Origin of the sequence: Enterococcus dispar ATCC 51266 (assembly GCF_000406945.1) — a bacterium.
Taxonomy (GTDB): Bacteria; Bacillota; Bacilli; order Lactobacillales; family Enterococcaceae; genus Enterococcus_C; species Enterococcus_C dispar.
In genome coordinates, this window is sequence record NZ_KE136354.1 from 662,954 (window position 1) to 684,325 (window position 21,372).

Sequence of the window (21,372 nt, forward strand, 5' to 3'; positions counted from 1 at the left end):
ACCCAAAGCAGACACATGTAAAACATTGATTTTATTGGATGTCATTTTTATATTTAATTGGCACAGTTTTTTCTAATTATTTGTCATATTCATAGTCAACTATAGCTACAAAAGCAACTAATTTTGGAGATAGATTGAGATATTTAAAAATCTATCATGAAAAATTAGTTGCTTTTGTCACTTAGCGCTGAAAATTTATGCCATTTATCTAAAAAAATGACAGAGTATTGACTATAGTTTTCAGTTCCAGTAAAATCAAGGGGTTCAGAGGTGTCAGAACTAATGGTCAAAAGTAAAATAGGAAAAGAGGTTGAAAAACATGAAATATGGCTATGCACGGGTGAGTACACGTCACCAAGATTTGGAAGGGCAGATGCGACAGCTGGAAGAGGAACGGTGTGATAAAATTTTCTTCGAAAAAATAACAGGGACAAAAAGTGATAGACCAGAATTCCAAAAAATGCTTCAGAGGATTCAACCTGGCGATGCGTTAGTAGTCACAAAATTAGATCGGTTTGCGCGAAGTACACAAGATGCCTTAAATACGATTAAGTATCTTTTTGAAAAGGGCGTTCAGATTAATGTCCTTAATCTAGGTATAATTGAGAACACTTCGACGGGAAGATTAATTTTTACAATCTTTAGTGCATTTGCTGATTTTGAACGGGACTTAATTGTGGAAAGGACACAGGAAGGAAAGGCGATTGCGAAGCAACGTCCCGGATTTAAGGAAGGGCGACCAAAAAAATATTCAAAACAACAGTTATCTTTGGCAATGCAGCTACTTGAAGAAAATTCTTATACAGAAGTAGAAAAAATGACTGGTATTAGTAAAAGTACTTTGACACGCTATAAGAGAAAATACATGTCACAACACTAGCGATTTTTATATAAATTTCGTTTGTCAAATTGAAAAATCTCACTCCTACATCTCGTTATGCGATAGCGGTCTTTAATCAGTGCACAAAAAAATATCGATTCAGTCAAAGAAGAACGTCTGATTTATGAGAAAGAACGCATCCATTTATGATTCTCTCGATGTACTTTTGAATAAGTCTTTAGCCACTTCATTGAGCTGTTTATTCTCTCTGTTTTAACTTTACTTTATAAAGGACTGATATGATTGATAATGGATAGATTAAATGATGTAATAAATTCCTATAAAAAAAATTCGACATTCTATATATTGAGTTTATTCTTTCAAGAACATATTCACGAGATTCCTTATATTACAATGGATGAGGTTGCTAGTAGAACCTTTGTATCAAAAAGCCAAATTTCTAAATATGTCAGATATTTAGACTATAAAACTTACATTGAGTTTAAAGACGCTTGCGTAGAATACCTCGAATCCTTAGAGAGACGCCGTCACGATTCGAAAGCATCTAACAATATGAAAGATAATAGTTTAATCTTTGCAGGTACTATGATTCATTTTCTTAACTCTTTAACAAGTTCGTTAGATTATAATCAACTGGAGTTATTAACTGAACAGCTTACTTCCGCAAATACTATATTTGTCTTTGCTCAAGGCGATGCGCGCTATCTCTGCCATCAGATCCAAACAGAACTACAAGTGATTAACATGAATGTTATTATTTGCGATGTTGGTTTTCAACATTCCTACGATATTAACGACAATGATTTATTATTAGTACTCAGTATTGACGGCAATACTTTCAAGTACGACAAACGAGTAGTGAAGAGACTCGAAAAAATGAATGGAACAAAATGGCTTATAAGTTGTCAAAGTAATATAAAATTCAAAGGGTAACAGTTACATGTTCCCATACAATATGGAAAGTTCAATGCCTACTTCTTCAAATATGTTATTGATTTATTAATCCTCAATTTAAAGCAAACCTATTAAGCTTATTCGTCAAGGAAGTTTCTTTTAAAGAAACTTCCTTTTTGATTAGCAACATATACCTTATACTTTGTGATAAGAACAAGGAGGAATATACATGTCATTTCCAAAGAATTTTTTATGGGGCGGAGCAACTGCTGCGAATCAAACAGAAGGGGCTTACAATATTGATGGACGAGGTCCTTCAAATCTAGATTATATGCCTTACGGGGATTTACGTTTTCAAGTAGGTACAGGAAATTTGGACCCTAAATCTTTACCAGAGGATACTTTTTTTCCATCAAGAGTCGCCATTGATCATTATCACCATTACAAAGAGGATATTGCACTGATGGCCCAAATGGGATTTAAAGTCTATCGATTGTCAATCTCTTGGTCAAGGATTTATCCTAAAGGAGATGAATCACAACCTAACCAGTTAGGTTTGGACCACTATTTGAATGTCTTTAAAGAGTGTCGAAAGCATAATATTGAACCCTTAGTAACCATCAATCACTTCGATATCCCTATGTATTTGGTTAATGAATATGGGGGTTGGAAGAATCGTCAAACTATTGATTTTTATTTAAAATTTACCGAAACATTATTTAATCATTATAAAGACTATGTCAAATATTGGCTCACTTTTAATGAAATCAATATGGTCTTACATTTTCCTTTTGTAGCAGCAGGCCTAACTTTCAAGCCAGAGGATGATAGAGAGCAGATCGTAACTGATGTGATTCATCACCAATTAGTCGCCAGCTCGAAAGCGACCCAAATTGCTAAAGAAATAAACCCAAATTTTCACATTGGATGTATGTTGGCTGCTGGAAGCTACTATGCACAGACACCACATCCAGAAGATGTCTGGAAATCTATCCAAGATTCCCGTGAAAGCTATATGTTTTCAGATGTCCAAGTAAGAGGATACTACCCTAATTATTACTTAAAACAAATCGAACAACGCGGTCTCACTCTTCCTGTTAAAAAAGGCGATATTGAAGCTTTAAGAGATCACACTGTAGATTTTATTAGCTTTTCTTACTACTCTTCAAGAGTAAGCAGTGCCCAACCTGATGCTGCGAATCAAACCGAAAGTAATATCTTCGCTTCAGAAATTAATCCTTATTTGGAAACTAGCGAATGGGGTTGGCAGATTGATCCATTGGGGTTTCGCATTACAATCAATGAAATTTATGATCGTTACAACAAACCCATGTTTGTTGTCGAGAATGGTTTAGGGGCTGTCGATAATTTAACAGAAAATGGTGAGATTCATGATGATTATAGAATTAAGTACCATAAAGAACATATCAAAGCCATGTCGGACGCAATCACTCTAGATGGTGTCGAATTAATCGGTTATACATCATGGGCGTGTATTGATTCTATTTCTAACGGAACCGGTGAAATGGCTAAGCGCTATGGTTTTATTTATGTTGACCGAGATGATTCCGGGAAGGGAACATTCCGGCGTATTCCGAAAAAATCTTTTTATTGGTATCAAGAAGTAATTAAGAATAACGGTGAAAATTTAAATGATAAATAAATTTAATCTAACCTCATTATTCCGTTTATTTCTTCTTTTATTCGGATCTTTAGTTATGGGCTTAGGAGTTTCATTATCCATATCAACAGGTTATGGGAGTGATTCTCTTTCTTGGGTCTGGCAGGGTATTTCACTTCATACTAATTTAACTTTAAATCAATCCAATATGATTATCACTTTACTAATGCTGATTCCACCTTTAATTTATGACCGCGCTCAATTAGGTATTGGGAGTATTCTCCAACCTTATATTGTTGGAGCAACTGCCGAATATATATTAAATCAAGGACTCAGTAATCCGGGCAACTTTCTTTTCTTAATTATGGGTATTTTATTACTTGGGATTGGAGCCGGTATCTATACAAGTGCAAATTTAGGGAAAATGCCTTATGATGCATGTGTTTTTTGGATTAGTAAGGTCACGAAGCGATCAATTGGGTTGATTAGAAGTTTAGGGGATCTGTGTCTCTTTATTATTGCTTTGTTGCTTAATCAGCATCTTATTATTGGTCCTTTAATCTCCGTATTTCTGATTGGTTACATTCTAAACACTACGTATAATCTAATTAATAAGTTTATATTAAAAAAAAGTTGTCTCTAAAGCACAATTTTAGGAGGAATCGGAATGAGTAAACATACACAACTCGCTGAGAACATAATTAAACTAGTGGGTGGTCAAAAAAATATTAAAAGCTTACGTCATTGTATTACGCGCTTGCGATTTGAATTATATGATGAATTAAATGCAGATACTGACGCTATTAATTCGCTAGATGGAGTAATCACTGTCGTTAAGGCGAGCGGCCAATACCAAGTGGTCATAGGTAACGAAGTTGCTGATGTGTACGAAGAAATTAATAATCAACTAAAAAGCAACAAAGTCGTCGAGCATGAAGATTATGAAGATAGTACGAAAGGTAATAAAGTAAATATTCTAGACAAATTTATTAACTTTATTTCAAGTCTATTTCAACCATTTTTAGGTGCACTAGCTGCAGCTGGGATGATCAAAGGACTTGTTGCTATTTTTGGATCTTTTGGACTAAATGTTGATAATAGTGGTTTAGTCGCCATATTGAATATTGCTGGAGACGGATTTTTTCAGTTTCTCCCTATTATGCTAGCAGTCACTGCAGCGAGGTCATTAAAACTTAATGTTTTCAGTGCATTAGCGATTGCTAGTGCGCTTCTATACCCAACTATTGATAGCTTAGCCAGTGGAAATTCAGCTTTTATTTTATTTGAAAATACAATATTCCAGTCTGACGTCTATCAGACTTTCCTAGGGCTCCCGATTATTTTACCACCTGGTGGATATTATGCAACAATTATACCGATCATCATCGCAATTTGGTTCGGAGCTAAGATAGAAAAAATAGCAAAAAAAACTATCCCTAAGTCTGTTCAAACATTTTTCGTACCATTTGCTGTACTGTTAATTGCTATTCCAATTTCTATACTAATTATTGGTCCAGCCGCTTCATGGTCATCAGACTTGGTTGGAGCCCTATTTAAATATTTATACGAATTGAATACAATTCTTTTTGGTGTATTAATTGGAGGACTTTGGCAGCTACTTGTTATGTTTGGTTTACATTGGGGACTGATTCCAATTGCTATATTACAAGTTGTTGAACAAGGATACTCTCCTATATTTGGTGCTAGTGATGTTGCTTGGGCGGGAGTTATGGGTGTATTGTTGGCTGTATTTTTTAAAGCAAAAGATACACAAACTAAAGAAATTACCTTACCTGCTACACTTTCATCTTTCTTTGGTATTACTGAGCCTGGAGTATATGGTACTTTACTGCCTCAGAAGCATTTATTTATCATTGCATTAATTGCAAGTGGGATTGGCGGGGGCTATTCAGGTTATTTTGATGTTGTTCCATATCGTATGGGTGGGCTTGGTATTTTCAGTCTAGCAAGTTATATACCTGATAGCGGAGAAATTACCATGAATGTATGGCATCGACTCATATCTTATATTCTAACATTCATCATTGCTTTCATCATTACTCTAGTCTATGAGCAGCGTAGAGAATTGAAAGCTGAAAAAAATATTCGCCCAGTGGAAGATGGAACAAGAACAAGTGGAAATGGTTGAATCATTAGCTCATGATTTAGAAAAACCCCTCTTTCCATTATAAGAGGATATTTCGAGGCAATACTAGAATCTAATATTGATGACAATGAAAAATTGCATAGATACTTAACAGTTATAAAAGTAAACTTAGAGAAAATCAGATAGAAATATCGGTTCTATGTTAACTTGGGTGGACAATTTTAGTCCCTTATTTAATTAAAAAATTTGAACACTTTTCATGGTAGTTATTAAACTGCTATGAAAAGTGTTTTTTCGTTATTTTAACTTTTGCAAAGTCATTACATCACCTTCGTTTATTCTCTTTATACTTTTACTTCTAATTCTTATTTATCGATATAATTATATATAAATAATTATTGGTTCGTAATTTCTAACACTTGGAGAGTGTAAAATATTTTGTGTAAATAGAAAAAAGGAAGTCCCTTCTGTAGAATAGAGTTACCACAACACATTCACAGAAAAGAGGACTTCCATATGAACGATTTTACTACAGAAATTCTAAAGACTCTAGCGAACAAAGGCGATTTGAATGAATTATTCCGTGTCCATTTGGAAAAAGCTGTCAATACGCTTCTCAAAACGGAGTTAACGGCTTTCCTCGATTACGAAAAGTACGATCGCATTGGTTTTAACACGGGTAATTCTCGTAACGGCTCCTATGACCGTACGGTCAAGACCGAGTACGGGGAACTTCATCTCCAGATTCCGCGCGACCGCAACGGCGAGTTCAAGCAACAGACTGTTCCTGCTTATAGACGGACGAATGATACCTTAGAGGAGACCGTCATTCACCTCTTCCGAAAAGGTATTACCATGTCGGAAATCGCAGACTTGATTGAGAAAATGTATGGGCATCACTACACGCCCCAAACCATGTCCAATATGACTAAATCATTTACGGAAGAAGTCACTTCATTTAAGGAACGTGAGCTTCATGACCGTTATGCCGCTATTTATATGGACGCAACCTATATCCCTTTAAAGCGGAAAACCGTCGCCAAGGAAGCCATTCATATCGCAGTTGGCATTCGCCCGGACGGTTCAAAGGAAGTGTTGAGCTATGCAATTGCACCAACTGAATCTATCACGATTTGGGAAGAGATTTTAATAGACCTCCATGAACGTGGCGTGAAAAACGTCCTCCTTTTCATCACGGATGGCTTAAAGGGGATGGCAGGGGCCGTGCAGCGGTTCTACCCCAAAGCCCGTTTTCAACATTGCTGTGTGCACGTTTCCCGTAATATCAGTCACAAAGTGCGTGTCGATGATCGTAAGGAAGTCTGTGATGATTTTAAAATGGTGTATCAAGCGTCATCTAAAAAGGCGGCATTGGAAGCACGTGGTGCTTTTGCGGAAAAATGGAAAATCAGCTATCCAAAAATGGTGGAATCAATTCTTTCGAACGATTACCTGCTCACTTTCTATGATTTCCCATTAGCCATACGCAAGAGTATTTACTCTACGAACTTGATTGAATCCTTTAATAAGCAAATCAAGAAATACAGCCACCGCAAGGAACAGTTCCAAAATGAAGAGTCGATGGAACGTTTCTTAGTCTCGTCTTTTGATACTCACAACCAAAAATTCCTAGGTCGCAGTCATAAAGGTTTCCAACAGGCCGAAGGCGAGCTCGAACAAATGCTGAGTCAACCGATGGAGAATTAGAAACAATCTACAGTAGGGAAGAACCATTTACACAAAATTATTGACGCTCCCCAGTCTTATGGCTATAGGCTATGTGATGGTTATATCAAAGCAGGGGAGCTTGGTGGTGAACCGAAGCATTATTTACCTCGGAATCATGATTTTTTTTGAGAGTTGTATAAAAGTTACTATTCGCTTATTATCTTTTATATATTGGCATTTTTCGTCTATAATTTGTAGATTGCATTTGTTTTAAACAGAATTCTTTATTAAACAGAAACCTACTATATCCTATTTCAACATATTAGATTAACAAGACAATGAATATGATCCTTAAATTTAAAAGTTATATCTTGTTTGATAGTATCTATACGATTTGTGTTTAACTGATACTATTGCTTCAAATAATTGAACGATAATAAAGTTTTTGTTACCTGAGTATTGTAAAAATTGGATTAAAAGTAATTTGAGTTTGAGTAAAAAATTATCAGTTGGAGCAAGTATAAATAAATATAAAGCATTCACAATGTTTATCAAAATGCTTATCAAAATGCTTATCAAAATGCTTATCAAAATGTTTATGGCTATAATAATTTCTCACAAAAGCAACTTTCTTTCAAAGAGAGTTGCTTTTTTTGTATCCTCAAATGTCTTTATTAGTGTAAAGAAAAATGACCTTTGAAAATTGAATACAAAATCTATCAGTACTTTCCATTTGCAAGAAGCATTTCTCAATTACGCCATGATGAGTAACCGGAGCGATAAATAATTGAGAGAAGAATTGTCGAATTCGAGCCATGATTTGCAAATGTAATAATGATACTTCCGTAATCAAATTGGCTCGCCATCACTGGGGAGAGGTGAAAATCCTATGTGCTTTTTGACATGAGCAGCTGGTAGATAAATAAATGTTTTTATAATTTGTAACTTATGTTTTTTCGTGAGGCGCTGACGTAGGAAAGAGAAGGCGGTAGAATGAAGACAGCCACTCGGCAAGATATTATCAAGTTGGGATTTTCACGGTATTACGCTGACAAGATCTTCAGGGAATGCAAAGCTCTTTTGGTCACTAATGGGTATTCTTTTTATCGCAATAGTAAGATTAAAAGGATACCTGTGAGTGTCATTGAAGAGGTCTTACACATTTCTTGGGAGGATGAATACTGATGAGAAGAGTTGCAAATGTGTACAAAGACGAGAAGAGAGGAACGTGGTATTTTTCATTAACTTTGGGTTATGATCGTTTCGGAAAGAGAATTCAACCCACTAGAAGAGGATTTAAATCACAAAAAGAAGCAAAAGATGCGATGGAGGAATTGAAAAAGAATTATTCTGATTCTCAAGAAATTTATTTACAAGGGATTACTTTTCGTGAGTTTTATAAGAAGTACTTTTTTCCATGGTATAAACTTGGGACGATTGAGAAAACTTACGTAAAAACCGATAAGACTTTAAAACGTGCTTTAGCTTATTTTGGAAACATGCAAATGGAAAAAATTCGGCCAATTCATATTCAAGAGTTTCAACAATTTCTTGTTCAAGAATGTTCTGTCACGAATAAAGAAGGAAAAATACGTCCGCTTTCGAACAATTATATTAAACAGATTTTTAATAAGTTACGGATTATTTTTAAACGTGCGGTAGTTTTGGAAGTCATTGATGAGAATCCGGTAGATACTATTGGGAAAATCAGAACCCAGCGATCGGTTGTGGCATTTTGGACTGTTGATGAATTTAAGAAAGTATACAATTGTTCATATCGATGTGATTTCCAAGAAGCCTTTTATAAACGAATGATGCGCTTTTTATTCGTGACTGGACTTAGAAGTGAAGAACTTTTTGCGTTACAGTGGCCAGATATTGATTTTCGTAAAGGAACTTGTAGTGTGAGTAAGTCACTCTATATCCGAACAAGAACGGATTATGATTTCTCAGATACTAAAAATACTTCAAGTATCCGAACGATTACCCTAGACAAGCAAACGATAGAAGACTTAAGGGAATGGAAAGAATCTCAAAAAACGATTGGGGATGACTTGGGCTTCATTTTTACCTTTGATGGTTTGCCGCCATCTCCAAAGACATTTTTAGGTCGAGTAAAAAAATTAGCTGAAGTTGCTGGTGTCAAACCGATTCACTTACATGGATTACGTCATTCTCATGTGGCATTTTTGATTGAGCATAATAACAATATCTATGCCGTTTCAAAGCGCTTGGGGCATTCTTCTGTTAAGACAACTTTAGATAAGTATGGGCATCTTTATCCCGATACCAATCAAACTTTAGCAGATGAATTTACCAAATTTGAAGTGTAATTTTTTTTGCGATTTACTGCTGTCAAATTACTGTCACGAGCCGTTTTTAGCCGATTTTTGAATTTCCGATGTTGATATACCGGTCTTTAGAGGCTAGTTGTCGGAATCGAAAATGGACGACGATGATGAACCTAAGAAATAGCAAGGGATTCTTGAAAACAAGTGAAAGGAATAGGCCGTTTTCATCAAGACTTCCGCCCAATCACCGCCCAGAAAAAAATTAGGGCGGAGATTTTTTATGAAAACATCATTTCTAAATGACCTGTATTTTTCTGATTTGCCTACGATTTGCCGACGTAAAAATTCATGATTTGGCAAATAAATTTTCGTAATAGTTGGGCAAAAAAAGTAAAAAATTCCATTATCAAATAAGTAAGCCCCCTAAAACTTGCCAATGGTAGTTAGTTTTAGGGGTCTTTTTCATTTTGAGACATATTATTTGAAAGCAAAAGATTCAAATAGGAGATTTTTATTAAATATTTTTGAGCAGAACACATGAAATAAAAAAACATAAGTATTATGCTATTAATGTATGGTAAAGGAAGCTAGTTTTACCATTAAAAGGAAGGGGAGAACAATATGAGTAAAAGCAAGGTTATTATCGTAGGTGCTTCACACGGTGGACACCAATCCATCCTTGAATTATTGTCAAGATATGAAGACGATGTCGAAATTACATTATTTGAAGCAGGTGATTATATCTCATTTATGTCATGTGGGATGGAATTGTATTTAGAAAACCAGGTTACTGACGTCAATGATGTGCGTAACTTTAGACCTGAAAATTTCCCAGAATCTAATGTGCATATTTTAAATAATCAACTTGTTCAATCCATTAATGCCGATAATAAAACAGTAACAGTTAAAAATAAATTAGACGATACCACAGCAGACTATGAATATGATAAATTGATTTTAAGTTCAGGGGTTACACCAAATTCACTTCCTGTCCCTGGTACAGAATTAGAAAATGTCTATTTAATGCGGGGATATGATTGGGCGACAAAAATTAAAGACAAGTTAACCAACCCTGAAATAAAGAAAGTAGCCGTGATCGGTGCGGGTTATATTGGGATTGAAGCTGCCGAAGCTTTTCAAAAAGCAGGTAAAGAAGTCATTTTGTTAGATATGATTGATCGGCCTTTAGGAACTTACCTTGATAAAGAAATGACCGATATATTAGCCACCCACCTGACCGAAAATGGGATTAAAGTAATGACTGGGGCAAAGATTGAAGCGTTTTTAGGGGATCAAAAAGTTTCAGCTATTCAAGTAAACAACGAAGAAATTTCGGTGGATTTAATTATCCAAGCAGCAGGGGTGAAACCTAATACAGAATGGCTAAAAGGCACTGTCGATTTGGATGACCGCGGCTGGATTATGACCAATGAATATTTACAAACCAATTTACCAGATGTTTATGCAGTCGGGGATGCAACTTTGGCTTATTCTGTTCCTGCTAATGCCAAAATGCCGATTGCGCTAGCGACAGTGGCTAGAAGAGAAGCGAGATATGTTGTGAAACATCTATTTGAAAAAGTACCAAGTAAACCATTTGGTGGCGTTGTAGGTTCTTCTGCATTGAGTGTCTTTGATTATCATTTTGCGGCTAGTGGCTTAAATAGTTTTACAGCGCAAAAAGCAGGTAAAAACCTTTACACTTCTTATTACGAAGATACGTTACGACCTAAATATGTGCCAGAAAAATTTGGCAATAAAAAAGTTTCAGTCCAACTCTTCTTTGATCCAATCACGCATCAAATCTTAGGGGGAGCAGTTTTATCTACCTATGATATTACTGCCCAAGGAAATGTTTTAGCATTGGCGATTCAAAATAAAATGACCATTGAAGACTTGGCAGAAGCTGATTTCTTCTTCCAACCAGGCTTTGACCGTCAATGGAGCTTGTTAAACTTAGCGGCACAACATGCATTGGGCGAAAAAGAATTTATTGAATAGCCACTAAAAATGATTTTTTAGAGTAAACTAATTTTTAAAGGGAATTTTTGTAATGCAATTCAGACGCGTATATTGTTAGCAGAATTTTAAAAATGATTAGCAGTGTTAGGCGTGCATTTTTGAAGATTGCAATGAATAATTAAAAAGAGAATCTGGTTTACAGGTAGACGAATTATATAGTCACCTGTAAGCCTTTTTTATTTGCCTAAAAGCCAAAAAGGCCTTAAAAAGCTGGTACCGATGAATGAGTGAGCGCTAACGATGATGTTAGTTTCTTTAGTAAGAATCCAGTAAGAAAACAACTTACCATATTCTTACGTTACTTGCTTTAAAGATTATCTTTGCTATGGTGGAGAAGTAGTTGTTCCTTTATTTGGGATTAGAGGAGGTGATAGTCTTGCAAGATGAAAGTACGACGGTGGGCTATTGCCGTCTTAACAAAATAATCAAATATTAAGGAGCAAAACAAAATGTACATGATTTACGGAAAACAACGGAAAATTACTCAAGTTTGGACGCATATTAAGCGGCAACATACCGGAGAAAAAATTGCAGTGGTGGGATTTCCTAAAAAGCTACCAGAAAATTATTTACGTAATAAACAAATCATTTTTTATGAAAGTTTGACAATTAAAGATAAATGGCTCGCGCAAGCAAATCAGTTTTTAGCAAAATTTGAAGACGAATACGATGGTATCATCTTTTATGTTGATTGTACCTCAGAAGAAGCAAATGAAATGAAAAAAATTGCTGCAAAATATCGTAGTCTCGTCACACTAACAGTAGCCAGTGACTCGCCAATTTCTATTGAACATCATCCTTTAAAGCAGGTGGCATAAGTGTGGCGTCCTGTTATTTCCGAAAAAGTAATTAAAAGTGGTATCTTAATCAGCGGGTTGCGTTTAATGCAAAATCCAGCTTGGCGCTCTAACAAAGAAAAAAGGGAATTAATGATTTTAGGAAATCAAATTTCTGATATTATGGCTTTGCATATGATTTCAGACGAATTAATTGTGGGGGTTCCATTAAACCGAGTGGAAGTGAAGCTTTTAGAAGTGCCACGCTATGAAAATGATCAAGGATTTCATGTTTTAAGCCAAATTAGTGAATCAATTGAGGGCTATTTTATTCGTATTGAAAAAATTGCTTAGATAGTCAAAATTTTAACTTTTTTATTTGTACGTCAGGTGGAAATGTTATAAGCGGCAAAAATCACTTTTTTTGCGGTTAATGGTTTGAGTGGTTAGAAAAATAATGACGTTATATTCTAAATCATTTAAATTAGATACGAAAAAAGTTACTAAAAGAGAGTTGTGGACACAACTCTCCTTTAGTTTGTTTTATTGAATTTAAAAATAAAGTTTTTGCCTTAACTTGTAATTCCTGCAAAGTATTAGTTACGATCAAATGGATGATTTATTGGCAGTAAGCCAAAGTTGAAGCAGGAACTTTTCCTAATCGCTTCGTTTATTTTTCCAATTCTTTAATTAAAGTTTTCATTTCGTCAATTTCTTTTTCCTGGGCTTCAATAATACTTTCTGCTAGCTTTTTAACTTCTGGATCGGTCAAATCTGCTCTTTTACTCGTTAAAATTGCAATAGAATGATGGGGAATCATCGCCTTCATCCATGCAACATCATCAACTGCGGTTTGGCTACGGACCATAAAGAGAGAGCCCAAAAACAGACAAATACTCGTAATTAAGATTGCTATATTTATTTTTTTATTGGTATACATTTTCCACATAAACAGCAACATTACAATAGCCATCGCAGCCCCCATCATAATAGCCATGAAAACTCGGGTTTGGCTAAAGAAAATATGGTCGATTTTATATACATTCAAATACATCATACCAAACATCAAAATTGTAGAAACCCCGATCATCACTAAAAATTTTACATACTTTTTCATTCTTACTACCCCTTTCTTTTATCAGATGTCAAATAACGTAAAAATTTTCTTATATAATTAGTATAACGAAAAAGGTAAATTACGAACAATTTTATAACTTTCCAACGGAGAAGAATATTTTTATTACTTAAAAAAGAAGATTAAATCCCTATTTAAAAAGCTGCTCAAAATAGAAAATCCCCATTTTTACAAGTCTAATAGATTAAAAATCTTCCCCTGTTAAAGATGTATTTTGGTATAAGGAGAGGGTTCAAATTTGCACTGACGCTGATTATTCTTTACTCTAAGATTAAGAATGTTCTTTTTACAAATTTCGATGGCGATTTTAAAGAGGACTGGAAATCTTTTTTACTAGAAAAGATATAAGGAGAAAGACGATGAAAAAAATTGCGATTATTGGCGCAGGACCATTTGGATTAATTGCACTAGCCAGTTTAGTTAAAAAAGCTAGGAATGTTAATGAAGAAACAGAGATTCTAATCTTTGATCCTTATGGGCCGGGAGGAAGTGTATGGCGGAGTAATCAAAGCGGCGATGTGATAATGAATACGGTTTTGCAACATGTGACTTTGTTTTCAGAAGATGAAGGACCAAATCTAGCAGAGTGGAGTCAAAATCATGCTTTAGCTTTTTTAAATTCACTACCGATAGAGGAGCAAAAAAAGTTTATCGCAGAAACGAAGTTAGTAAGAAACGACTATTGTTCCCGTCGATATTATGGTGTTTATCAACGATGGTTTTTTAATGAAATTGCAAAAAACTTACCTAAAAAAATCCATTTACAACTTATTCGAGAAAAAGTGACTGATTTAACTTACGAAAATGAAAAAATTATGGTGAGAGCTTCAAAAGAATATTTCGTCACCGACGTTATTTTAGCTACCGGCCACTCACAAAATGAAGCGAGCGAGGTAGAAAAAGAGAATGGGGCTTTTGCAAAAAAGAATCATTTATTTTATCAACGTCCCAGTAACCCCGCAGATGCTCCCCTGGAAAAATTAGTGGAAGGACCAATTATTATTCGCGGATTGGGTTTGAGTTTTTATGACTATCTACCATTGTTAATTAATCAATGGGGCGGAAAATTTCTGCAAAAAGAGGAAGAAATGATTTACATACCGTCAGGAAAAGAAGAAAAAATCATTGTGGGTTCGGGAAGAGGATTACCCTATCATGCGCGCCCAACCAATCAAAAAATGCCAGGTGAAGACGCCCAGCCACAAATTTTGACCAAAAAATTTATGACCCAATTTCAAGGATCTGTTAAAGAACTCGTTGCGTTATTAAAAAAAGAAGCAGAATTAGTTTATTATCAAATTGCTTTAGCGAATGTTAATTTGAATTTGTCGGCTTTTTTGGCAGAGTATCGTGAAAAAGATGCCAATAGTGTATTGGAAAAATATCATATTCCTAAAGCTGTTCAACTTGATTGGAACAAACTTTTAAAGCCAGCTCAAAATGTTTTGGCAACAGATTTTCCTACTTTCATTTCTGATTATCTGAAAGAAGATATTGCGCAAGCAAAATTAGGAAATAAAAAGGGTGCAATCGCAGCGGCAATTGATACATTTAAAGAGCTGCAGGCACCTTTTGATTATATGTTGGATCAGGAAAAATTTTCACCTAAAGAATACTACCAAGATTTTTGGGGTGATTTTAACCGGAGCTATAGTTTTTTAACAATTGGGGCTCCTGTAATTCGACAAAAACAACTATTAGCCCTCTTTAAAGCTGGATTTGTAACGTTTTTAGCACCAGATATGGTGGTAGAGCAAAAAAATAATGAGTTTATAGCCTATAGTAAGCAAGATAAACAGCGAATTTTTAAAGGAAAGAATTTAATTGAAGCACGGCTACCAGGAACAAATTTGTCTAAAACGAAAAATCCCCTCCTGCGTCAAATGAAAAACAAGGGCTATTTGACACCACATACAGTGACATTTGAAGGAGAAAAACATGAAACCGGTGCGCTACTGGTGAATCGCAAAACCCATCAGGTGATAGACAGTAGGGAAAACCTTCAGTCTCATCTCTTTTGTTATGGGATTCCCCTAGAAGGCTTAGACTGGCTTAATGCAGCCTCCCCACGGCCTAAAAGTGATGACCGCGTCTTTTATTTGGCCAATCAAATCAGTGAAACTATTTACAAAAAAAATCCATAAGTTGCTGCTTTTTTGAAATACTAAACAGCTATCTATATAGGTTGGATACAAAAAAACGCCTAAACGTGTTTAGGCGGATAAAGACTGCTTTCAAATTCTATTACAATTTGTGGTTTTCCCAGCACGCTATATTTTTTTACAACAAATTGTTTGCGTGTATTGTAGCCCCCAGCGAGACTAACAGTACTGCCGATTGTAACATCCGCTAAAAATTTTAAAGCATGGTTAGCAATTAAACAATGAACATTATCCAAACGGAAGTAGACAAGAGGATGTTCGGATAGATGGACAACTTTGATTTTTTGAATGGTTCCTTTTAAATTCATCATTGTTACTCCTCCAATGCAGACCATTTTGCAATATTAATGCATGCAACATGGCGAATTTCATCGTAATCAATTTTTTGATTATCAACATATATACCGCGAGAATCGTAGCCTTGGATTTTGCCTACAATATCAGGCGAGTATTGTCCCTCTTCGTTTACTTCTTCTTTTTGGATAGCGATATTGTAGTCTTTTAAACGCGCTTCATATAAAATTCGCTCAATCTCATCGTAATCCATAGCAATTTTGGCGGGCCAGACATAAGCTTTTTCTGCTTTCTTCGCGTTCATTTGGCGGGTATGTTCGGATAAATAAAAACCTTTCCACTTTAATAATTTACGATCTTGATAAGGTGGTGGGGTACGCATATCATCACTTCCAACTTTTTGATAATTCTATTATACGAACGTATGTTTGTTTTGTAAAGAGAGAAGTGAGAATTTGGTGTAAAATGGACAATAGCCCTCTCTATTACTAGAGAAGGCTATCTGACTAATCAATATTATTATTTAAGGTTGGATCAAGACTATTACTAAAATTCATGTTATTTCTCGTTTAAACAATGTATTCCCTAACCTCTAATACATCTCTGTAACTCTGTAGTTACGCCAAATGGATTAAATTCAACGAAATAAATCAATCTATCGCATAACAATATTTTTCGCGTAGCATTAAGTATAACAGATAGATGACCATAAAGACGGATAAAATATCAACTTATCAAAAACTTAATTTTTATCAAAAAGAGGAAAAAATCAAATTATTGGCACCTATAAAGTTTAAAAGATAAAGAAAAAAGACAATTGCATTCATAAAAAAAGAAAAAAGGATAATCGCAAAATGGATAGTAAGATAAGAATAACCTTTAGGTCGATAGTTGGAATAACGCTTGCCGTGATAAACAATGACTAATAATAATAGACAAATCGTCAGGATACCTTGCAAGATTAATCCAATAAAACGCCAAGTATGATTATCAGTATGTAACTGTAAAAAATAGGCTCCAAAAGTCAAAGCATCAATTAAAATCGCGATAAATGGCATAAAAGTCTCCTTACGGGTGGGTTTACTACTAGCGAGAACGCTTCTTCCAAGTGTATAAAAACAAGTTATCCTTTTCATTGTAAAATGCGGAGTAAGGGATTTGAACCCTCACGTCCGTAATGGACATATGCGCCTGAAGCATACGTGTCTGCCGTTCCACCAACTCCGCTTAAAAAGAAACCACGATTTATTCTAAGCCAAGGTTATTTTTATTTCAAGAAAAAGGACTGATGAAAAGAGAATTGGTGTCAGATGAAAGGCTACATAAATGTTTCTGTTTGTTTTCAAGACGACCATTTGCTAGGGTATAAGGTGAAATAAATTTACAGAAAAGAAGGAAATAGATGGATACTGTTTTAATATTAGGTGGTTTATTGGGCGTAATTATTGGGATTATTACCTTGATACAAGCCACTACTAAGCAACGTAAAAAAAAGCCTAGTTTCGTGTTAATTGTCGCCTCGATAATGGCCTTATTATCTGGAAGCGGCGTAATCAATACTCAAAATCAGCAGACAATATCAAAGAAGCGGCAAACTACCACAAGTTTTAGTAGTCAATCTGAAGCTTCTGAAAAGAATATGGAGGAGAACAAAACAGGTAGTGGCAGCCTTCAGCAGAGTCCTAAAAAATTGCAAGCTTTGAAAAATGAGTTGGCCCAACTAAATTATGCTGGAAAACAAACAATTGAAATTAATCATGGCCAACCTACTTTTTCAAAATCTGAGCTGAGTACTAAAAGTGGCGCATGGGAAAAATATTACCCATTGGATACATTAAATCGGGCTACTGGCGCTGAAGCTTTGCTAAACCAGAGTTTGATGCCTACAGAAAAACGGGGTAGTATTTCAAAAGTGACTCCTACTGGCTGGCGTAATAAAAAAATCGGAGGCAGCTATTTATACAATCGTTCCCATTTGATTGGTTTTGCATTAGCTGGGGAAAATGCTAACTGGCAAAATTTAATCACAGGTACCCGCCAATTGAATAATCCAGAGATGTTACGTTTTGAAATGGATATTAAATATTATTTGGAGCAGGATAAAAAACATTTTGTTCGCTATGAAGTGACGCCCATATTTCGTAGTGATGAACTTTTGGCTCGGGGGGTCCACCTGATGGCCCAATCGATTGGTAGTAATGCGATAAAAATGAATGTATATATCTTTAATGTACAAGATGGTGTGAAGTTAAACTATGCAGATGGTACGAGTCAAATCCTAAATACTAAAAATTCAACTTCAAAATAAACAACGATTAAAAAATACCCAAACTATCAGACTTCTGACTGCCTATTATTCAGTCAGTAAAAGATAGCTTGGGTATTTTTAGTTTAAAGCGAGTAAATTATTTGCTTTTTGATAGTGATTTAATTGCTTATCGACCTTATCCAAACGGCGAGTGATGCGTTGCAGTAATTCTTTTGGTGCATGATTTTTTTCCTGTGCTCTTTTGGCTAGGAGTAAAATACACCGTTCTTTATCTAAGCGACTTTGTGTGCGATATAATGTAGCGACACGTTCAATATACTCATAGCGCTGGTAACTGGTTACTTCACAAAGATAAATGAATAAATCTTCAGCTTGATCATATCTTTTTAAATAAAAGTAATTTAATGCTTCTCGATAAAGTTTTAATTCAAAATCTTCTTTTGTATCGTTAAAAGGATGGTTTTCTAGCCACTCTTTGACAGAAACTTTTCGTAAAACGTGGCCACTATCATCTTTAACAATAATCACGGGTTGTTGTTTTTGTTGGCTTTTTTCTATTGGCATATTTTCACCTCCTAATTCCTGGATAACAAAGGTATTATAAAGGAAAAAAATTAGAAAAAGCGCCCAAATTTTTTAAAAAGATTGTCATAATTGAAACTTTAAACATTTCTTAAACGGAAGAAATCCATTAGACGAGAGATACCCAAAATTACCAACAGTCCGCCAAAAATTTGAAAAACAAGTAATACGCTGCGGAATGGGTTAAATAATAATAAAGCCCCAGCAATAATTAATAAGATGCTAAAAACAAACCAGCCAGTCCGCGCTGCGTTTTCTTTTTTCAATTGCAATTCTTGCACCAATTGGGTAATGCCACTAATTAAAATAAAGACACCTAAGAAAATTGGGATAATAGAGACAAGAGCTTTTGCAAAAATCAAAATTAGAAAAGCAGCTACTAAAAGTAAAATACCAGTTGTTAACTGTGAACCAGAATACCCACGTTTTTGTGCGCGATAATTGTTAATCAAATTAATCACACCCATGATCCCAAAGAAAGCTGCAAAAATGTAGACAATCACATTGAAAAAGGGTTCAGGTTTAATTAAAATTAAAATCCCTAAAATGCCATAAGCGATACCACTTAATAATAAATTTTCACGAAATGTTTTAAAAAAGTTATCCATAATAAAAACTCCTCTATTTTTTTCTATCTTCTTTTTTATTGTAACGAAAATTGACGAATAAAGAAAATAGTAGGTTCATTTTTGTAGATAAGGTAAAGATACTGGCAATTTGGCTGATAGCGTTTTTATGGTAAGATAAAAAAGAGAGGGGGAGAACATTTGACACCATTTACTGTCTTAATGTTGATTTTTGTCATTGTATTATTTGCATATTTATTGCTAATCGAAAGAGAGCTTATTTTTAAATCTCGCCGTAAGTCGACCAGCTTTTATCTTATTTTGTTTTTGGGATTGGGCACAATTGGCATGGTTTTAATAAATCCAACTACTTTAGATGAAAATGTTCGGGGGGTATTAGCGGGTATGATTATCTTAAGTTTTCTAATGGATGCCAAAGGGTTTACGGAAAGTCATATTAGTGTTAATGCAATGGATAAAAAAGGAATTCCTTATGGTGAAGTTGATCGCATTGTTTTGTTAAAAACGAAAAACCAAGTAAAGGTCAATTTTTTTCGGCGGGGAATGCGAGGGCCATTGTTTGTTTTAAATGAACCTCTAGAAGAAATCGTGGAATTTTTGGCGAATCATTTAAAAGAAGGTACTCCAATGGATATTTTGTTAGATGAAAAAAAATAGACTAGTACTAAACAGAATGTTTAGATGCTAGTCTATTTTTGTTTACAAATTATTTAAAAGTTAGGAAACGTTCGTCATCGCTTAAGAAGTCTTTTTCACCAGCTTCAGCTTCTTTAGAACCAAATACTAATTGTGAGCGTAATTGCCAGTTGGCAGGAATATTCCATTCTTTGGCAACAGCTTCATCAATAACTGGATTGTAGTGTTGTAAGTTAGCGCCAAGTCCAGCTTCTTCTAAAGCAGTCCAGGCATTCGCAGTGGCAATACCGTTTGATTGTTCTGCCCAATCAGGGAAGTTGTCAGCATACAATGCAAATTCTTCTTGTAAGTTTTTAACTGTATCTGTGTTTTTAAAGAACAAAACAGTACCAAGGCCGGCTTTAAACCCAGCTAATTTGGCTTGTGTATTTGGAAATGCTTCTGCAGGAGTTAAAGGTTTTAATGCTTCTTCAGTCATTTCCCATAATTTTTCATGAGCTTGTCCAAATAAGATGACAACCCGAGGTGATTGTGCGTTAAAAGCTGTTGGGCTATATTTAACTGCTTCTTTAATAATTTCTTCAATTTCTGTTTCCTTAAGGTTAACGTTACGTCCTAAAGCATAGATTGAACGACGATTTTTGATTGTTTCTAAAAAGTTTGACATATAATAACCACCTTTGTTTAATTAAGTAACAACGTTAGTATACATACTTACATTTAGTTAGTAAACTAATATGCTCACTTAAGTTTTTCTTATTAATAGTCGTAATAGTCGCAAATTTTGGTGAAAAAAAGACTCTATGGTAAAATTAAAGTACGAAAATTGAGGAAGAAGGATAAGACGCTTGAAAAATAAGAATTATGAATGGCTGAAGTCGGCATTGTTTTTAATCGGCTTAGTGGTCATTTTAGTAGCGGTACGATTATTTATTTTTACCCCAGTAGTGGTAAAAGGTGATTCAATGGATCCCACTTTACAAGATGGCGAACGGGTCATTGCATTATTAAATACCAAGGTAAAACGTTTTGATATCGTTACTTTTCCGGCTCCTGATGAACCAGATAAGTACTATATTAAACGGGTCATTGGTTTGCCAGGAGACGAGGTAAGCTACCAAAACGACCAACTTTTCATTAATGGTAAAAAAGTAGCGGAACCCTATTTGGCGGAATATAAAAAGCAATTAAACGATGGTATGCCATTGACTTTGAGCCCCAATCAAGAACCAAACTTTAATTTTGAAAAAGTACCAGCAGGTAAAATTTTAGTTCTAGGGGATAACCGTCGTATTTCAAAAGATACCCGTTCGATTGGTTTTATTGATGAAAATACCGTTTCGGGCGATGTGAAGTTTATTTTTTGGCCTTTAAAAGAAATTGGATTTATTAACAAATAAGTAAAGTGATGAAAGCAAAATAAAAGTTGACTATTGAACGTACTCGTTCAAATTGTCGACTTTTTTTTGTTATACTATGCTAGTAAC

Annotated in this window: 22 protein-coding genes and 1 tRNA gene; 15 read left to right on the forward strand and 8 right to left on the reverse strand. The window is 34.9% G+C overall.

Annotation, left to right across the window (positions count from 1 at the left end; translation table 11 throughout):
* Positions 1-319: 319 nt before the first annotated feature.
* From RK01_RS03230 to RK01_RS03285, 11 genes are all read left to right on the forward strand, one after another.
* The gene (locus RK01_RS03230) at positions 320-880 is read left to right on the forward strand and encodes a recombinase family protein (protein WP_016171843.1); all 561 of its coding nucleotides are present in this window, start codon (positions 320-322) and stop codon (positions 878-880) included.
* A 354-nt stretch (positions 881-1,234) separates the two neighbouring features.
* Positions 1,235-1,774, forward strand: coding sequence for a MurR/RpiR family transcriptional regulator (locus tag RK01_RS03235; RefSeq protein WP_244874949.1), 540 nt, complete (start codon positions 1,235-1,237; stop codon positions 1,772-1,774).
* Between the two features lie 190 nt (positions 1,775-1,964).
* Complete coding sequence (locus RK01_RS03240) at positions 1,965-3,398, forward strand: 6-phospho-beta-glucosidase (protein WP_016171845.1); 1,434 nt, start codon at positions 1,965-1,967, stop codon at positions 3,396-3,398.
* On the forward strand, positions 3,388-3,999 hold the full coding sequence (locus tag RK01_RS03245) for a YczE/YyaS/YitT family protein (protein WP_430604980.1): 612 nt from the start codon (positions 3,388-3,390) through the stop codon (positions 3,997-3,999). The genes RK01_RS03240 and RK01_RS03245 overlap by 11 nt, the downstream gene beginning before the upstream one ends.
* Positions 4,000-4,023: 24 nt before the next feature.
* On the forward strand, positions 4,024-5,505 hold the full coding sequence (locus RK01_RS03250) for a PTS transporter subunit EIIC (RefSeq protein WP_016171847.1): 1,482 nt from the start codon (positions 4,024-4,026) through the stop codon (positions 5,503-5,505).
* A gap of 474 nt (positions 5,506-5,979) precedes the next feature.
* Positions 5,980-7,170, forward strand: coding sequence for an IS256 family transposase (locus RK01_RS03255; RefSeq protein ID WP_016171848.1), 1,191 nt, complete (start codon positions 5,980-5,982; stop codon positions 7,168-7,170).
* A 954-nt stretch (positions 7,171-8,124) separates the two neighbouring features.
* Positions 8,125-8,316, forward strand: a complete 192-nt coding sequence (locus RK01_RS03265; protein WP_016171849.1) for a DUF3173 domain-containing protein — start codon at positions 8,125-8,127, stop codon at positions 8,314-8,316.
* Positions 8,316-9,464: a site-specific integrase gene (locus RK01_RS03270; protein WP_016171850.1), complete on the forward strand. Its 1,149-nt coding sequence runs from the start codon at positions 8,316-8,318 to the stop codon at positions 9,462-9,464. Before RK01_RS03265 ends, RK01_RS03270 begins: the two co-directional genes overlap by 1 nt.
* Before the next feature lie 579 nt (positions 9,465-10,043).
* Positions 10,044-11,423, forward strand: coding sequence for an FAD-dependent oxidoreductase (locus tag RK01_RS03275; RefSeq protein WP_016171851.1), 1,380 nt, complete (start codon positions 10,044-10,046; stop codon positions 11,421-11,423).
* Positions 11,424-11,893: 470 nt separating this feature from the next.
* On the forward strand, positions 11,894-12,262 hold the full coding sequence (locus RK01_RS03280) for a hypothetical protein (RefSeq protein ID WP_016171852.1): 369 nt from the start codon (positions 11,894-11,896) through the stop codon (positions 12,260-12,262).
* Positions 12,263-12,574, forward strand: a complete 312-nt coding sequence (locus tag RK01_RS03285) for a hypothetical protein (protein ID WP_016171853.1) — start codon at positions 12,263-12,265, stop codon at positions 12,572-12,574.
* 316 nt (positions 12,575-12,890) lie between these two features.
* Here RK01_RS03285 and RK01_RS03290 read toward each other — a convergent pair whose 3' ends face one another.
* Entirely contained in the window at positions 12,891-13,337 is a 447-nt protein-coding gene (locus RK01_RS03290) for a DUF305 domain-containing protein (protein WP_016171854.1), read from the reverse strand.
* 377 nt (positions 13,338-13,714) lie between these two features.
* Between RK01_RS03290 and RK01_RS03295 the strand changes: the two genes are divergently transcribed.
* The gene (locus RK01_RS03295) at positions 13,715-15,499 is read left to right on the forward strand and encodes an FAD/NAD(P)-binding protein (RefSeq protein ID WP_016171855.1); all 1,785 of its coding nucleotides are present in this window, start codon (positions 13,715-13,717) and stop codon (positions 15,497-15,499) included.
* A gap of 59 nt (positions 15,500-15,558) precedes the next feature.
* Here RK01_RS03295 and RK01_RS03300 read toward each other — a convergent pair whose 3' ends face one another.
* From RK01_RS03300 to RK01_RS03315, 4 genes are all read right to left on the reverse strand, one after another.
* Positions 15,559-15,828, reverse strand: a complete 270-nt coding sequence (locus RK01_RS03300; protein WP_016171856.1) for a hypothetical protein — start codon at positions 15,826-15,828, stop codon at positions 15,559-15,561.
* Between the two features lie 2 nt (positions 15,829-15,830).
* Positions 15,831-16,193: a hypothetical protein gene (locus RK01_RS03305; RefSeq protein ID WP_016171857.1), complete on the reverse strand. Its 363-nt coding sequence runs from the start codon at positions 16,191-16,193 to the stop codon at positions 15,831-15,833.
* A 370-nt stretch (positions 16,194-16,563) separates the two neighbouring features.
* Positions 16,564-16,869 (reverse strand): hypothetical protein, encoded by a 306-nt coding sequence (locus RK01_RS03310; RefSeq protein ID WP_016171858.1) that lies wholly within the window; start codon positions 16,867-16,869, stop codon positions 16,564-16,566.
* 85 nt (positions 16,870-16,954) lie between these two features.
* A tRNA-Leu gene (locus tag RK01_RS03315) sits at positions 16,955-17,038 on the reverse strand.
* 175 nt (positions 17,039-17,213) lie between these two features.
* On the opposite strand from RK01_RS03315, the gene RK01_RS03320 reads away from it, so the two are divergent.
* Complete coding sequence (locus RK01_RS03320; RefSeq protein WP_016171859.1) at positions 17,214-18,119, forward strand: DNA/RNA non-specific endonuclease; 906 nt, start codon at positions 17,214-17,216, stop codon at positions 18,117-18,119.
* A 78-nt stretch (positions 18,120-18,197) separates the two neighbouring features.
* Here RK01_RS03320 and RK01_RS03325 read toward each other — a convergent pair whose 3' ends face one another.
* Complete coding sequence (locus RK01_RS03325) at positions 18,198-18,644, reverse strand: hypothetical protein (protein WP_016171860.1); 447 nt, start codon at positions 18,642-18,644, stop codon at positions 18,198-18,200.
* Positions 18,645-18,742: 98 nt separating this feature from the next.
* Positions 18,743-19,270 (reverse strand): HdeD family acid-resistance protein, encoded by a 528-nt coding sequence (locus RK01_RS03330; RefSeq protein ID WP_016171861.1) that lies wholly within the window; start codon positions 19,268-19,270, stop codon positions 18,743-18,745.
* A 159-nt stretch (positions 19,271-19,429) separates the two neighbouring features.
* Between RK01_RS03330 and RK01_RS03335 the strand changes: the two genes are divergently transcribed.
* Positions 19,430-19,906, forward strand: a complete 477-nt coding sequence (locus RK01_RS03335; RefSeq protein ID WP_016171862.1) for a hypothetical protein — start codon at positions 19,430-19,432, stop codon at positions 19,904-19,906.
* A gap of 49 nt (positions 19,907-19,955) precedes the next feature.
* Here RK01_RS03335 and RK01_RS03340 read toward each other — a convergent pair whose 3' ends face one another.
* Positions 19,956-20,552: a nitroreductase family protein gene (locus RK01_RS03340; protein ID WP_016171863.1), complete on the reverse strand. Its 597-nt coding sequence runs from the start codon at positions 20,550-20,552 to the stop codon at positions 19,956-19,958.
* A gap of 181 nt (positions 20,553-20,733) precedes the next feature.
* Here RK01_RS03340 and lepB point away from each other — a divergent pair, with 181 nt between their 5' ends.
* On the forward strand, positions 20,734-21,285 hold the full coding sequence (lepB, locus tag RK01_RS03345; protein WP_016171864.1) for a signal peptidase I: 552 nt from the start codon (positions 20,734-20,736) through the stop codon (positions 21,283-21,285).
* Positions 21,286-21,372: the final 87 nt, after the last annotated feature.

Bases quoted from the DNA above. Each gene is read 5' to 3' on its own strand.
- RK01_RS03230 (WP_016171843.1), top strand. From the start codon at position 320: ATGAAATATGGCTATGCACGGGTGAGTACACGTCACCAAGATTTGGAA.
- RK01_RS03235 (WP_244874949.1), top strand. From the start codon at position 1,235: ATGGATGAGGTTGCTAGTAGAACCTTTGTATCAAAAAGCCAAATTTCT.
- RK01_RS03240 (WP_016171845.1), top strand. From the start codon at position 1,965: ATGTCATTTCCAAAGAATTTTTTATGGGGCGGAGCAACTGCTGCGAAT.
- RK01_RS03245 (WP_430604980.1), top strand. From the start codon at position 3,388: ATGATAAATAAATTTAATCTAACCTCATTATTCCGTTTATTTCTTCTT.
- RK01_RS03250 (WP_016171847.1), top strand. From the start codon at position 4,024: ATGAGTAAACATACACAACTCGCTGAGAACATAATTAAACTAGTGGGT.
- RK01_RS03255 (WP_016171848.1), top strand. From the start codon at position 5,980: ATGAACGATTTTACTACAGAAATTCTAAAGACTCTAGCGAACAAAGGC.
- RK01_RS03265 (WP_016171849.1), top strand. From the start codon at position 8,125: ATGAAGACAGCCACTCGGCAAGATATTATCAAGTTGGGATTTTCACGG.
- RK01_RS03270 (WP_016171850.1), top strand. From the start codon at position 8,316: ATGAGAAGAGTTGCAAATGTGTACAAAGACGAGAAGAGAGGAACGTGG.
- RK01_RS03275 (WP_016171851.1), top strand. From the start codon at position 10,044: ATGAGTAAAAGCAAGGTTATTATCGTAGGTGCTTCACACGGTGGACAC.
- RK01_RS03280 (WP_016171852.1), top strand. From the start codon at position 11,894: ATGTACATGATTTACGGAAAACAACGGAAAATTACTCAAGTTTGGACG.
- RK01_RS03290 (WP_016171854.1), bottom strand. From the start codon at position 13,337: ATGAAAAAGTATGTAAAATTTTTAGTGATGATCGGGGTTTCTACAATT.
- RK01_RS03295 (WP_016171855.1), top strand. From the start codon at position 13,715: ATGAAAAAAATTGCGATTATTGGCGCAGGACCATTTGGATTAATTGCA.
- RK01_RS03300 (WP_016171856.1), bottom strand. From the start codon at position 15,828: ATGATGAATTTAAAAGGAACCATTCAAAAAATCAAAGTTGTCCATCTA.
- RK01_RS03305 (WP_016171857.1), bottom strand. From the start codon at position 16,193: ATGCGTACCCCACCACCTTATCAAGATCGTAAATTATTAAAGTGGAAA.
- RK01_RS03310 (WP_016171858.1), bottom strand. From the start codon at position 16,869: ATGCCATTTATCGCGATTTTAATTGATGCTTTGACTTTTGGAGCCTAT.
- RK01_RS03320 (WP_016171859.1), top strand. From the start codon at position 17,214: ATGGATACTGTTTTAATATTAGGTGGTTTATTGGGCGTAATTATTGGG.
- RK01_RS03325 (WP_016171860.1), bottom strand. From the start codon at position 18,644: ATGCCAATAGAAAAAAGCCAACAAAAACAACAACCCGTGATTATTGTT.
- RK01_RS03330 (WP_016171861.1), bottom strand. From the start codon at position 19,270: ATGGATAACTTTTTTAAAACATTTCGTGAAAATTTATTATTAAGTGGT.
- RK01_RS03340 (WP_016171863.1), bottom strand. From the start codon at position 20,552: ATGTCAAACTTTTTAGAAACAATCAAAAATCGTCGTTCAATCTATGCT.